The sequence below is a fragment of the Coleofasciculus sp. B1-GNL1-01 genome (assembly GCF_040220235.1).
GTDB lineage: Bacteria > Cyanobacteriota > Cyanobacteriia > Cyanobacteriales > Coleofasciculaceae > Coleofasciculus.
Window position 1 is genome coordinate 44,756 of record NZ_JAVJTO010000157.1, and the last position, 12,165, is coordinate 56,920.

Annotated in this window: 12 protein-coding genes; 7 read left to right on the forward strand and 5 right to left on the reverse strand. The window is 45.7% G+C overall.

The genetic code is table 11. The annotated features are described in order from the left end of the window. The first annotated feature begins 125 nt into the window (after nt 1-125). Nucleotides 126-2,003, forward strand: coding sequence for a sensor histidine kinase (locus RID53_RS33900; RefSeq protein WP_446392279.1), 1,878 nt, complete (start codon nt 126-128; stop codon nt 2,001-2,003). A gap of 74 nt (nt 2,004-2,077) precedes the next feature. Here the strand turns inward: RID53_RS33900 and RID53_RS33905 are convergent, their stop codons facing one another. Continuing rightward, entirely contained in the window at nt 2,078-2,284 is a 207-nt protein-coding gene (locus RID53_RS33905) for a hypothetical protein (RefSeq protein WP_446392280.1), read from the reverse strand. 26 nt (nt 2,285-2,310) lie between these two features. On the opposite strand from RID53_RS33905, the gene RID53_RS33910 reads away from it, so the two are divergent. Together RID53_RS33910 and RID53_RS33915 are read left to right on the forward strand one after the other, a co-directional pair. Next, the gene (locus RID53_RS33910; RefSeq protein WP_006101218.1) at nt 2,311-2,751 is read left to right on the forward strand and encodes a response regulator; all 441 of its coding nucleotides are present in this window, start codon (nt 2,311-2,313) and stop codon (nt 2,749-2,751) included. A 5-nt stretch (nt 2,752-2,756) separates the two neighbouring features. Continuing rightward, entirely contained in the window at nt 2,757-3,986 is a 1,230-nt protein-coding gene (locus RID53_RS33915; protein WP_446392281.1) for an ATP-binding protein, read from the forward strand. 498 nt (nt 3,987-4,484) lie between these two features. Here the strand turns inward: RID53_RS33915 and RID53_RS33920 are convergent, their stop codons facing one another. Then, nucleotides 4,485-5,276 (reverse strand): YdcF family protein, encoded by a 792-nt coding sequence (locus RID53_RS33920; RefSeq protein WP_446392282.1) that lies wholly within the window; start codon nt 5,274-5,276, stop codon nt 4,485-4,487. Between the two features lie 201 nt (nt 5,277-5,477). On the opposite strand from RID53_RS33920, the gene RID53_RS33925 reads away from it, so the two are divergent. The 3 genes from RID53_RS33925 to RID53_RS33935 all read left to right on the forward strand — a co-directional run bounded on the left by RID53_RS33925 (nt 5,478) and on the right by RID53_RS33935 (nt 8,457). Further along, nucleotides 5,478-6,083, forward strand: a complete 606-nt coding sequence (locus tag RID53_RS33925) for an HD-GYP domain-containing protein (RefSeq protein ID WP_446392283.1) — start codon at nt 5,478-5,480, stop codon at nt 6,081-6,083. A 389-nt stretch (nt 6,084-6,472) separates the two neighbouring features. Beyond that, nucleotides 6,473-8,236 carry a S8 family peptidase gene (locus RID53_RS33930; protein WP_446392284.1) on the forward strand — a complete coding sequence of 588 codons (1,764 nt, stop codon included), beginning with the start codon at nt 6,473-6,475 and terminating at the stop codon, nt 8,234-8,236. Next, the gene (locus RID53_RS33935) at nt 8,233-8,457 is read left to right on the forward strand and encodes a hypothetical protein (protein ID WP_446392285.1); all 225 of its coding nucleotides are present in this window, start codon (nt 8,233-8,235) and stop codon (nt 8,455-8,457) included. Before RID53_RS33930 ends, RID53_RS33935 begins: the two co-directional genes overlap by 4 nt. Nucleotides 8,458-8,616: 159 nt before the next feature. On the opposite strand, the gene RID53_RS33940 is transcribed toward RID53_RS33935, so the two are convergent. Together RID53_RS33940 and RID53_RS33945 are read right to left on the reverse strand one after the other, a co-directional pair. Further along, complete coding sequence (locus RID53_RS33940) at nt 8,617-9,183, reverse strand: Uma2 family endonuclease (RefSeq protein WP_446362420.1); 567 nt, start codon at nt 9,181-9,183, stop codon at nt 8,617-8,619. Nucleotides 9,184-9,357: 174 nt separating this feature from the next. After that, nucleotides 9,358-10,152 carry a hypothetical protein gene (locus RID53_RS33945; RefSeq protein WP_446392286.1) on the reverse strand — a complete coding sequence of 265 codons (795 nt, stop codon included), beginning with the start codon at nt 10,150-10,152 and terminating at the stop codon, nt 9,358-9,360. Nucleotides 10,153-10,427: 275 nt separating this feature from the next. Here RID53_RS33945 and argB point away from each other — a divergent pair, with 275 nt between their 5' ends. Further along, entirely contained in the window at nt 10,428-11,327 is a 900-nt protein-coding gene (gene argB, locus RID53_RS33950) for an acetylglutamate kinase (RefSeq protein WP_446392287.1), read from the forward strand. A 297-nt stretch (nt 11,328-11,624) separates the two neighbouring features. On the opposite strand, the gene RID53_RS33955 is transcribed toward argB, so the two are convergent. Beyond that, nucleotides 11,625-11,960 (reverse strand): hypothetical protein, encoded by a 336-nt coding sequence (locus RID53_RS33955; RefSeq protein WP_446392288.1) that lies wholly within the window; start codon nt 11,958-11,960, stop codon nt 11,625-11,627. Nucleotides 11,961-12,165: the final 205 nt, after the last annotated feature.

Here is a 12,165-nt window from a genome sequence, read left to right on the forward strand (position 1 = left end):
GAAGATGGGGGAGAAAACGAAGGACAAATGACAAATGACAAATGACAAATGACAAATGACAAATGACAAATGACAAATGACAAATGACAAATGACAAATGACAAATGACAAATGACAAATGACAAATGACCATTATGTATATTCCCCACGGACATTGTTATCTTTGGCAAACAAATTTAGTTGGATTGCATGTTATTGCGGATGGTTTGATTGCCCTAGCCTATTATTCAATTCCGGTTACGCTGCTGTACTTTATCCAAAAGCGGCAGGATGTACCCTTTAAAGGCGTATTTTGGTTATTTAGTGCCTTTATTATTAGCTGCGGTACGACTCATTTAATGGGGATTGTAACACTCTGGCATCCTATCTATTGGGTATCGGGATTGATTAAAGCCATAACCGCCCTTATTTCTATCTACACAGCTTTGGCAATAATCCCGATGCTCCCGCAAGCATTAACGTTACCCAGTCCCGCCAAACTGAAGCAAATTAACGATGAGTTAGCTGCTCAAATTGCCCAGCGAGAGCAAATAGAAGCATCGTTACGGGAAACACAAGAGCGATTTATTTTGGCAGTTAGGGGGTCAGGCGATGGATTATGGGATTGGAATGTTTTGACACAGGAGGTTTATTACTCGCCTCGACTTAAACAGATCTTGGGTTATGAAGAACAAGAAGGCGAAAATTATTATAATTTCTGGGAATCTAGAGTCCACCCCGACGATCGCGATCGCGTCATGAATGCGATGCAAGATCACTTAGAGAATCACGTTCCTTATGCCATAGAATATCGCCTCCGCCAAAAATCTGGGGACTATTGCTGGATTTACGCTAGGGCGCAAGCAATTTGGGATGAAACGGGTAAACCAACGCGAATGGCGGGTTCAATTAGTGATATCACGGATCGCAAACGCGCTGAAGAAGCCTTACAGCAAAGTGAGGCAAAATATCGGGCATTAATTGATACCACGCAGACGGGTTATGTGGTATTGGATCAACAGGGTATAGTGTTAGATGCCAATCAGGAATATGTTCGCGTTACTGGACAGAGTAATATGTCCGATATTCTGGGTCAACCTGTTCTCAATTGGATAGCGCCTTATGATTTAGAACGCAATGTGGCGGAAATACAAAAGGCGTTAGTGGAACGATCAGTGCAAAATTTAGAGACTGATTATTGTCATGCCAATGGTACAATTATTCCGATTGAAATTAATGCTAAAGTTATCGACACCGACGAAGGTTGTCGCATCTTAGCCTTATGTCGAGATATTACCGAACGCAAACAAGCCAGACAAGAACTCAAAGCCGCGATCGCAGATTTAGCCCGTTCTAATCAAGACTTAGAACAGTTTGCTTATGTCGCCTCCCATGATTTACGAGAACCGCTGCGAAAAATTAGGAGTTATAGTGATTTGTTAGTGAAACGTTACCGAGGTAAACTTGACGAACGCGCCGATAAATATATCGCCTATATTACTGATGCAACACAGAGAATGCAAAGCCTGATTAGCGACTTGTTAACTTATTCACGGGTAAGTAAACCGGAACTGATTCCCGAACCCACGGATTTGGGACACATTCTTAAGAAAACCCTGGCAGATTTAAGTCCTTTGATTAAAGAAAATAAGGCAATAATTACCACTGACTCGTTACCCAAAGTGAACGCCAATCCCACCCAAATGGCGCAACTGCTGCAAAACCTGATTACCAATGGGATTAAATTCCGTACCCAACAGCCGCCTCGCATCCACATCACGGCGACGCGAGAGGGTCAATTTTGGCAGATTGCGGTTCAGGATAATGGTATCGGAATGGAATCCCAGTATCGCGATCGCATCTTTGTCATTTTCCAGCGCCTCCATTACCGGGAAGAGTATCCAGGGACAGGGATTGGACTCGCCGTCTGCAAAAAAATAGTCGAACGTCACGGCGGACAAATCTGGGTAGAATCAGAGTTAGGACAAGGTAGCACGTTTTACTTTACACTACCCGCCGTGTAGAAGAGATGGGGGAGCTGGGGAAGCTGGGGAAGTTAACTACAAAACTTTACCTTACTTATTCTATAGCCTATAGCCTATAGCCTATAGCCTGACGAATGACGAATGACGAATGACCAATGACGAATGACCAATGACGAATGACCAATGACCAATGACCAATGACCAATGACCAATGACCAATGACCAATGACCAATGACCAATGACCAATGACAAACAACGTTAGTTTTCCCCAGATTTGGGGAATTATGTAATAAATGGGAATAGTGCGAAAATTATCCACAAACACTGTATGTTATGACCTGCTTGATGAACCCAGTAACTAAAGCGATTGAAATTCTCCTAGTTGAAGATGATCCGGGGGATATTGACTTAATTGAAGAAGCCCTAGAAGATGCCAAATTACAGATTAACCTCAATAGTGTCAGGGATGGAGTTGAGGCGCTGGCTTACTTACGACAAGAAGGCAAATATACTCAGGCTATCTCGCCCGACTTAATTCTCCTGGATCTCAATCTACCCCGTCGAGATGGGCGTGAGGTACTCCAAGATATTAAAGGTGACAACTACTTTAAACGCATCCCTGTGGTGGTTTTAACCACGTCCGATGCTGAGGACGATATTCTTAAGTCCTATAACTTGGGTGCGAACTGCTATGTATCAAAACCTCTGGGTATGCAGGACTTTATCAAAATTGTCGAATCCATCGAAAACTTCTGGTTTACCGTTGTCAAACTTCCACCCAAATAATTACCATGTACACTGCTCCTATCCGAGTCTTACTCATTGAAGATGACCTCGGTGATGCTGATTTAATCACAGAATTCCTCGATTTGATCAAGTCAACTCCGTTCCAAATTACTCACCATCGCTGTTTGCAAGAGGTACTACAGCCGAGGGAGCAAGATGCTTATGATGTTATCTTATTGGATTTGTCATTACCCGACAGTTTCGGATTGGAAACTGTTGAGCAGGTGTACAATCAATTTCCCACTATTCCCATTGTGATTCTCAGCGGATTAGAGGATGAATCGCTAGCGACGATTGCGGTTCAGAAAGGAGCGCAAGATTATTTAGTTAAGGGTGATTTTGACAGTAATTTATTAGTGCGTTCTATTCGCTATGCCATTGAACGGTCTAAAATTATCCAATTACTCAATCAAAAAGAGAAACAATTACAACAGGCAAATGAACAACTCGAACATCGCGTCGCTGAACGGACAAGCGAACTCCAACACGCCAATGATCAATTACGAACCTTAGAATCTCAGTTGCGTCTAGCGCTGGCTCAAGAACAAGAACTCAGTCATTTCAAATCTCGGATTATATCTACCGTTTCTCATGAATACCGCACGCCATTAACTACGATAAACTCATCTGCCGAAATTCTGGAACGGTATCTCCACAAATTGGATGAACAGAAGCAGCGCAAACATTTTCAGCGGATTCAGATCTCCGTTAAACATCTAACCGCTTTAGTGGAAGATGTGCTGTTTATTAATAAGGCAGAACTTGAGAAAGTCGAGTTCAACCCAGAACTTATCTACCTGGTTGGCTTTTTTGAGGAAATCGTTGAAGGATTACAAATTACCGTTGATGAGAAACATCAGCTAATTTTTACGCATCACGGGAGTTGTGAGTGCGCTAATTTCGATCCTAAATTACTACGACAAATGATTACTAACTTGCTCTCGAATGCGATTAAGTATTCACCGCAGGGGGGTAAAATTATGCTAACGTTAACCTGTAAAGACAAGCAGGTTGTATTTCAGGTACAGGATCAGGGGATTGGTATTCCCCAAGCCGACCAATCAAAGTTATTTGAATCTTTTAGTCGTGCCGGGAATGTGGGAACGATTGCCGGAACCGGGTTAGGATTATCAATTGTTAAAAAATGTGTTGAGTTACACCAGGGTGAGATAACAGTAAAAAGCGAGGTCGGTGTTGGTACAACCTTTACGGTAAAATTACCTTTAATTAAGTAATAAATAATAAGTCATATTGTAGGGGCGGGTTTAGGCACTCAGGTAAGCTTCTCACCGATAAGTGAAGAGCAAAACCCGCCCTTCACTTATCGGGGCTTCTGGATTTATGCATTCTTAAGCTGTCATTCATTTAAATTGGGTATTAGTAGTGAGCAAGATGCAAAGCCTGCGGCATGGCTTCGCTAAACGCACTACAAAGATTTCGCTATTATAATCTTCCTCCTTCTCTTCTGCCTTCTGCCTTCTGCCCTCCGCCCCTCTACTCTCTGCCTTCTTGAATCCTTTGACACTAAGCTGTCATGCATTTAAATTGGGTATTAGTAGCGAGCAAGATGCTCAATCTAGCGAGCAAGGTGCTCAATCTAGCGAGCAAGATGCTTAATCTAGCGAGCAAGATGCTTAATCTAGCGAGCAAGATGCTCAATCTAGCGAGCAAGATGCTCGCACTACGGCAAGGATTGCGCCCTTATTGATATTAAGGTTTAAATGCCGAACAGCTTATAACCATCCTCGTAGCCAATAAACGGCTGTACCAATATATTCCTTAATCGCCCGGGTCGTCATATCTAAATTTTGAACATCTGGCAAACCATTCAATAAAATAGCCGCTAGACTACTATTCGGTTCATTCAGTTCTTGTTGAGTGACCAAAAAATCAGTCGGTGCTGGAATCGCCTCAATCCCCTGACGTTGAAAAACCCGCAGGGCGCGGGGTGTATGCATGGCAGAAGTAACTAATAATACCTTTTTTATCCCTTCCTGCTGTAAAATTCTTCGCACATTGACCGCATTTTGGTGAGTGTTCAGAGACGCCGGATCTTGTAAAATTGCTGAGGGAGGAACGCCAATCATTTCCAAGATTGCAGCCATATCCGCTGATTCCGGAGAACCCCCACCCCGCCACTCAATCCGTCCCCCAGAGGCAATAATCACAGGGGCTTTCCCTTGCTGATAAAGCTGCGCCCCGTAGAAAACGCGATCGCCTGCTTCATTTAAATCTGGTGCAGGGCGCGGCGGAATGGCAGATCGCGTCGCCCCACCCAAAATCACGATCGCTTCCGCCTGGGGTAACTCGGTTGGCGGAATATGCTGCCACTCTAGGGATTGAACCATGCTATTGGCAACCCAACCATTGCTAGCGACTAACAAGATGATCAATCCTAAGGCGACAGGGATAGGAACCAAACGGGGGCGTTTCCAGGACAAGACTAACGCCACAACCATGAGTATGCAAGCGAGTCCTAATGGATACACAAATAAGGGAAGTAGCTTTGAGAGAAATAAAAACATACAGTAGTAAAATTAAATCTATCCAGCCTTATGGTAAGGTTAAGGATGTAGCAATCAACCCCTCTACTGTATAAAGAGCTACACAGTCCTCCTCCTAACCCAACTGACTGGTCTGTGTCTAAAAGCGTTAATTGAGGTGGGGATAACTAACCTCAACAAAAATGCAACAATAAAAGTAACCTAAACTCATTCTGAAGTGGAATGCTTCGCCCCGGCGACGCCGATATCTTAAATTTTCTTGAACAAATCCAGCTGGCTCGAAACGTCACGGCTGGTTTACGCTGCTATCGTCTGCGAACGATGTGCTTACATTTTGGGCGATGGCTGAAATTAAGCAAAACCCAACTGCGCCAGCTTGTTTTCCTGAGTTACTGTCATGGCTTAGGCAAACTCAGCATTCCCGACTCGATTTTACTCAATCCCGGTTCCTTAAGTGAACAGGATTGGGTAAAAATTCGCGAGTATCCCGAAGTGTCTGCTTTGATCTGCAAGCAGCTTCCGGGGTTGAAAGAATTTGTCCCTCTTGTCTTGTCTCATCAAGAACGACTCAATGGCACCGGCTATCCTAAAGGACTCAAGGGTGATGAAATTCCGTTTATTGTCCAAGTTTTCCAGCTTGTCAATATCGCCGATGCCATTATCAGTAAGCGACTCCATCGCACCCGGAATGAACCCTCAAGCGATCGCCCCTACTGGATGCAAGCCATAGAGGAGATTACCAAGGAGATGGAAGCAGGCGCACGCGATCCCAACTTATGTGAGAAGTTTTTCCGATTTCTGGAGCTGTTCTACCAAGGCGGCGGGTGATGGGAAGATTGGGGAGCTGAGGGAGCGGGGGGAGCAGGGGGAGCAGGGGGAGCAGGGGGAGCAGGGGGAGCAGGGGGAGCAGGGGGAGCAGGGGGAGCAGGGGAAGCAGGGGGAGCAGGGGGAGCAGGGGAAGCAGGGGGAGCAGGGGGAGCAAGGGGAGCAGGGGGAGCAGGGGGAGCAGGGGAAGCAGGGGGAGCAGGGGAAGATGGGGGACACAATTTCTATAGCCCATTACCCTATTCCCTATTCCCTATTCCCTATTCCCTATTGCCCATTCCCTATTGCCCATTCCCTGTTCCCTATTCCCTGACAAATGATGAATGACGAATGACCAATAACAAATAAGCTATCGTAGAGGTTAAACTGGCACGATAGACGGATGGTTGCCAATGAAAAAGTTTTTGTTACTGTGTTTGTTTGTAATTGGGCTAGGTTTTGCCCTGTTCAACTTTAAAGGGTTGGCAAATCAGGGGGAATTTGGCTCAATTGTACTGGATTTCCGGGAAGATATTCCCGCCACAGAGATTAGCGCTGAGGTGGACGCGATCGCACAAAAATACGGTGTGACGCCGCGACTCAATAGCGAATTCTCTGACGTTGACAATATTTACATTTTGGAGGGAGATAAACAAGTCCTGCGTCAGCTCAAACGGTCAGAACTGGCAAAAGACACTGAATATATTGAACCCAACTACATCTACAGTACGTTTTTTGTTCCCAACGACCCCAGCTATAGCCAGCAATGGAATCTTCGCAGCATTAATGTGGAAGCCGCCTGGGATGAGACGCGGGGAAGTGGGATTACGGTAGCGGTGATTGACACTGGGGTTAGTCCGGTTCCTGATCTCAAAGATACCAAACTGGTTGAAGGGTACGACTTCGTAAACGATAGAGTTGATGCCTTCGATGATAATGGTCACGGGACTCACGTTGCTGGAACCATTGCCCAATCTACCAATAATAGTTATGGGGTGGCTGGTGTAGCCTACGAAGCCAGTCTCATGCCCTTAAAAGTATTGAGTGCGGGTGGCGGTGGTACGATTTCCGATATCGCCGAAGCGATTAAATTCGCCGCTGATAATGGCGCGGATGTGATCAATATGAGCTTGGGCGGTGGCGGTGAAAGTAAACTGATGCAAGAAGCGATCGACTATGCCTATAACAAAGGTGTGGCGATTATTGCAGCCGCCGGGAATGCTAACCAAAATTCCGCCTCCTATCCCGCCCGATATCCCCATGTTCTCGGTGTTTCTGCGGTGGATTCGGCTGGCGTGAAAGCCCCCTATTCTAACTACGGTGCAGGAGTTGATATTTCTGCCCCTGGTGGTAGTGAAGCGGGTAAGATTGTCCAAGAAACCATTAATCCCAAAACCAAAACTGCCATGTTTTCTGGCTTTCAGGGAACCAGTATGGCAGCCCCCCATGTTGCTGGGGTAGCAGCTTTGGTGAAAGCGAGTGGGATTAATGATCCCGATGAAATTTTCACCGTTCTCCAACAATCCAGTCGCCAGGTTGAAGATGATCCCCTCAACCACTTTGGCGCGGGACAACTAGATGCTGGAGGTGCAGTGCAATTGGCGACGAAGGGACAAATTACCTTCCGTGATTTCTTCCGGTGGTTGCGCGATAACGGTTATCTGAATCTCCGGTTCTGGATTGATGGTGGTGCAGTTGCACTGTTGCCGAAAGTTCTCATGGTTCTGGGTTCCTACCTCTTGGCGTGGTTCTTACGGAATTATTTGTCCTTTGGCTGGAGTTTGACCACAGGATTAGTGGCTGGAAGTTCGGGATTATTCTTCCTGCGCGGCTTCTATATCTTTGACTTACCCCAGTGGCCCCTACGAGTCATGGGCAGTTCGATTCCGGAACTGGGTACTGCGGTTCAAGGCAGTAGTTTATTAAATCCCATTTTTGCCAGTGTGCTGATTCCCTTTGTTTTAGTGGCATTGTTCCTGGGAAATCCCCAATGGAAATGGGTGGCAATTGGTTCAGCCTTGGGTGTTGCCAGTTGCTTGGCGGTAAGTGTGGTAATGTCTCCTAGTCTGCTGTGGCTAGGAAGTGGGATTGGGGCGCGTCTATTCTTAATGGCGAATGCTCTCCTCTGCTTTGGACTTGCCTATTTTGCCTCTAAAGAAGAGGGGAGATTTGCATGAGCATTAATGTTACGGGCAAAATCGAACACAAGGATATTGGCATGGGGGCTTGGGCTTTAGTTGCCGATTCTGGAGAAACCTATGAACTTCAGGATGCCCCCGATGAGTTACAGCAATCTAACCTGAACGTGAAGGTGCAAGGAGAGGTGCGAGAGGATGTGATGACCACAGCAATGATTGGTCCAGTCCTACAAGTGCAGTCCTTTGAAGTGATGGATTGAACTGAAAATCTAGGCTCTCCCGTAATTGATGTGATTCCTAAAAACTTATCACATTAGTTACGGGAGAGTTGCTTTTTGGGGAATAACTAACATAGCCAAAAGTTCTCTTTTTCATAAAAAGACCTAAGTTCTATGTAGAAAATCAAAATTGAGCGATCGCTAAAAATCCCACTCTTCAAACAGTTCAGCAACCGACATGGAAAAGCCAGGAACGATCGCGTCACCCTCTAGCGTGTCTTGAGGACGAAGTAAGCGATCGGGTTCGGGCGAATGGTAAACCAGAACATATTTTTCATCGGGATGAATCACCCAAACTAAGCGAGTATCGTTGTCAAAATATTCCACAATCTTGTCGTGGATTTCTTCAACGGTATTGTTGGGAGAGAGAATTTCCACCGCCAGATCAGGAGAACCTTGAAAGAACCCACGAGGGGGACGCTTTAAACCCTTGAGCCGTTCTTTAGAGACAAAAGAGACGTCAGGCGATCGCTTGTTGCCGTTCTTTAAGGTAAACGCTGTACTAGAATCACAAACCGTTCCCAATTTGTGTTGCCGAACATAGATTGCCAGAAGCCCCCCCAGAAATGAGCCAATTCCGCCATGCTCCATCCCTGAATTGCCCATATTCACAAGCTCCCCGTTTACTAACTCATAACAATGCCCATCTTTGGACAGTGCCATAAATTCCTCATCTGTCCAAACTTTTTTCTCAGTGGAGATTGTCATAGCCCAAGCTTCCTCTCGATTTTCCGGAATCGCTACTTCTAGTTTGACATGTTACATGACGGGGAAAAAGGATACATCATTTAGGTAGAGACGTTCCGGCGGAACGTCTCTACAACAGTTCTTTTGTCCTAATAGATGTGTCTACTGCTATAACCAATACTACCGGATTAACTATTATTGAGCAGAGGGATAGATGGATTTAGCGATAAAGACAGGCTTATTCTCGTATTCGGCTTCCAGTTGACGTTTGACATCCAAATCCCAAGTTAACTCATAATCCCGCTCAAATTCAGCGGCGACAAAGGGACGTATCTCACCCGTCACGACAACATCTTCACCTTCAACCATGGTTCTCTCCGGTGGGACTAAGGTGAAGACTAACAAATCACCGCCACCTGCTATCTGGTCTTCATCAAGGGTAAAGGTATTGTTACTCATAATCTCTTCCACTTCACCCTCTACAGCCACAATTTGATTGTAGAATCGGCTAGGATCTTCGGTAATTTCTCCGGGGTCGGGTGCAAGTGCCAGTGATTCAGCGACAATAGCAGGCTGTTGTTCGTAGTCGGTATCGAATTGCAAGTCTAAGTCGAATTCTTCCTCAAACTCTACCCTATTAAACTGACGCACTTCACCGGTGACTTGGACTTCAACATCGTCCTCTTCTGGCAGCATAAAGGGTTCGCCAGAGGTATTGACTACGATAATCTCATCACCAAAAAGCTCATCCTCTGAGATGGTAAAGGTGACATTATCCAGAACCTCTCTCACTTCGCCTCGTATGCTCACGCTTTGACCGAACAGTTGTTCGGTGTTCTCCTCGACTTCCTCAGCCGTTACGTTTTCTTCCTCTTGTCCTGCGGTGACAACGTCTTGTGTAGTGTCGGCGCAGGAGGGAAGCAGTACAGCCATCAGCGCTAAGGCGATCGCACTGGCAGGTAAGCTTTTACGATAGTGTTTAATAAACATGTATGAATGTCCTCTCTCAATAGTTAGCAAATCTTAGAAGTTAACGCTTCCACCATTCATTCAAAGGCAATCTAGCCGCGATCGCATCTTTCTCAGGAGTAGCAATCAACTCTATCCGATGGGGGATTTTGGCGATTAGGGAAATGGGGAAGATGAGGGAGCAGGGGGAGCATGTAGAGACGTAGCATGCTACGTCTGGGGAGCTGGGGGAGATATTTGATAAAAAAATGATCTAAACTGCTTGGGATATCTTATTGGTCTTCCAGTTGCTGTCAATGCAAAAAGAAAACAATCACGATTTAATCCGGGAAGCCGAAGCAACCCGTGTGCAGATACTCAGTGAAGCCCTACCTTACATCCAGCAGTTTGCAGGACGAACGGTTGTGGTTAAGTATGGAGGGGCGGCGATGAAGGATAGCAACCTCAAAGATAAAGTGATTCGGGATGTTGTCTTCTTATCCTGTGTCGGCGTTCGTCCCGTCGTGGTTCACGGCGGTGGTCCCGAAATTAATAGCTGGTTGGATAAGCTGGGGATTGAACCACAGTTTAAGGATGGGTTGCGGGTAACGGATGCACCCACGATGGATGTTGTGGAGATGGTTCTCGTGGGTCGAGTTAATAAAGAGTTAGTCTCTCTGATTAACCGGGCTGGGGGTTTAGCCGTGGGACTTTGCGGTAAAGACGGAAATTTAATCAAAGCCCGTCCGGAAGGGCGCAAGGGGATTGGCTTTGTTGGAGAAGTCAGCAGTGTTGATATTAAACTGGTGGACTCCTTGGTCAAAAGTGGCTACATTCCAGTTGTGTCAAGTGTTTCTGCTGATGAGGCGGGTCAAGCCTATAATATCAACGCTGATACCGTTGCTGGCGAAATTGCTGCCGCTTTGGGAGCCGAAAAGTTAATTCTACTCACTGATACTCCGGGGATTTTGCAGGATTACCAAGACCCCTCCACTCTCATGGCTAAGCTGGATATCCAACAAGCACGAGAGTTAATGGCATCAGGCGTTGTGGCTGGCGGTATGATACCTAAGGTTAACTGTTGTGTGCGATCGCTGGCTCAGGGGGTACGGGCGGCTCATATTATTGATGGTCGAATTCCCCACGCTCTACTTTTAGAAATTTTTACCAATAAAGGAATTGGTTCTATGATTGTGGCATCTGAATTTACAGAATAGCGCTTGCTGAATAAGTGTTGCGGTGAGGGGAGGGAACAGGACACGGGGAATAGAGAACAGTGCGAGCGTCTCGCTCGCTATTTTAGTAGGTGGACACAATTAAAGTTAGCGGTGGAGATTAGGGAACAGGGAACAGGGAACAGGGAACAGTAAGGGTTTGAGGCTTGTTTACATAACTTAATCTAGTTAAGTTTATTTCCACCAACCTACTTTGTATGGCTTTTTGGCTCTTTTGGCTCTATCGAGGTTTTCTTCTTTTTTGTCCGACGACTTACCTGTTCCCGGATTGAGAGTACATTACTTACTTCGGTTTAATAATCCCGTCAATGGAATGGAGCTTTTCTGGGAACGCCTCCTCGCTCTAGCATCTCGACGCTGTTTCGCCAAGGTTAATCCACTTAACTTGACGGGGGTTTCCTCTGGCTCATCTTGGGGTTCAGAGGGTGCTTCCTTTGGTTTATCTTTACTATTCCACCAAGCCACAATCCAGCCGCCAGCAATTCCCCCAACAGCACCCACCACGATACTGAAGGGAACTGAGTATCCCAGTAAAACCAGACATAGCAAAAACACTAACCATACTCTTAGCGCTACAGGGAACCCCTCGGAGAAACCTGGCAACAGTTTATTCATTCCTTTGTCCTTTGTCCGTCCTTTGTCCGTCCTTTGTCCTTTGTCCTTTGTCCTTTGTCCTTTGTCAAGGGGCAGTTGTTAAATATTGTGTGAAGATAAAATCTATTAATTAGCATAAGTTTAGCTTATATTTATAAGGATTGGCTTGGGTGAAATAGTTAATTTTATTGAAGTGTTGTAAATATTTTTTACGAATATGGGAATA

Bases quoted from the DNA above. Each gene is read 5' to 3' on its own strand.
- RID53_RS33910 (WP_006101218.1), top strand. From the start codon at position 2,311: ATGAACCCAGTAACTAAAGCGATTGAAATTCTCCTAGTTGAAGATGAT.
- RID53_RS33925 (WP_446392283.1), top strand. From the start codon at position 5,478: ATGCTTCGCCCCGGCGACGCCGATATCTTAAATTTTCTTGAACAAATC.
- RID53_RS33940 (WP_446362420.1), bottom strand. From the start codon at position 9,183: ATGACAATCTCCACTGAGAAAAAAGTTTGGACAGATGAGGAATTTATG.
- RID53_RS33900 (WP_446392279.1), top strand. From the start codon at position 126: ATGACCATTATGTATATTCCCCACGGACATTGTTATCTTTGGCAAACA.
- argB (WP_446392287.1), top strand. From the start codon at position 10,428: ATGCAAAAAGAAAACAATCACGATTTAATCCGGGAAGCCGAAGCAACC.
- RID53_RS33930 (WP_446392284.1), top strand. From the start codon at position 6,473: ATGAAAAAGTTTTTGTTACTGTGTTTGTTTGTAATTGGGCTAGGTTTT.
- RID53_RS33935 (WP_446392285.1), top strand. From the start codon at position 8,233: ATGAGCATTAATGTTACGGGCAAAATCGAACACAAGGATATTGGCATG.
- RID53_RS33955 (WP_446392288.1), bottom strand. From the start codon at position 11,960: ATGAATAAACTGTTGCCAGGTTTCTCCGAGGGGTTCCCTGTAGCGCTA.
- RID53_RS33945 (WP_446392286.1), bottom strand. From the start codon at position 10,152: ATGTTTATTAAACACTATCGTAAAAGCTTACCTGCCAGTGCGATCGCC.
- RID53_RS33920 (WP_446392282.1), bottom strand. From the start codon at position 5,276: ATGTTTTTATTTCTCTCAAAGCTACTTCCCTTATTTGTGTATCCATTA.
- RID53_RS33915 (WP_446392281.1), top strand. From the start codon at position 2,757: ATGTACACTGCTCCTATCCGAGTCTTACTCATTGAAGATGACCTCGGT.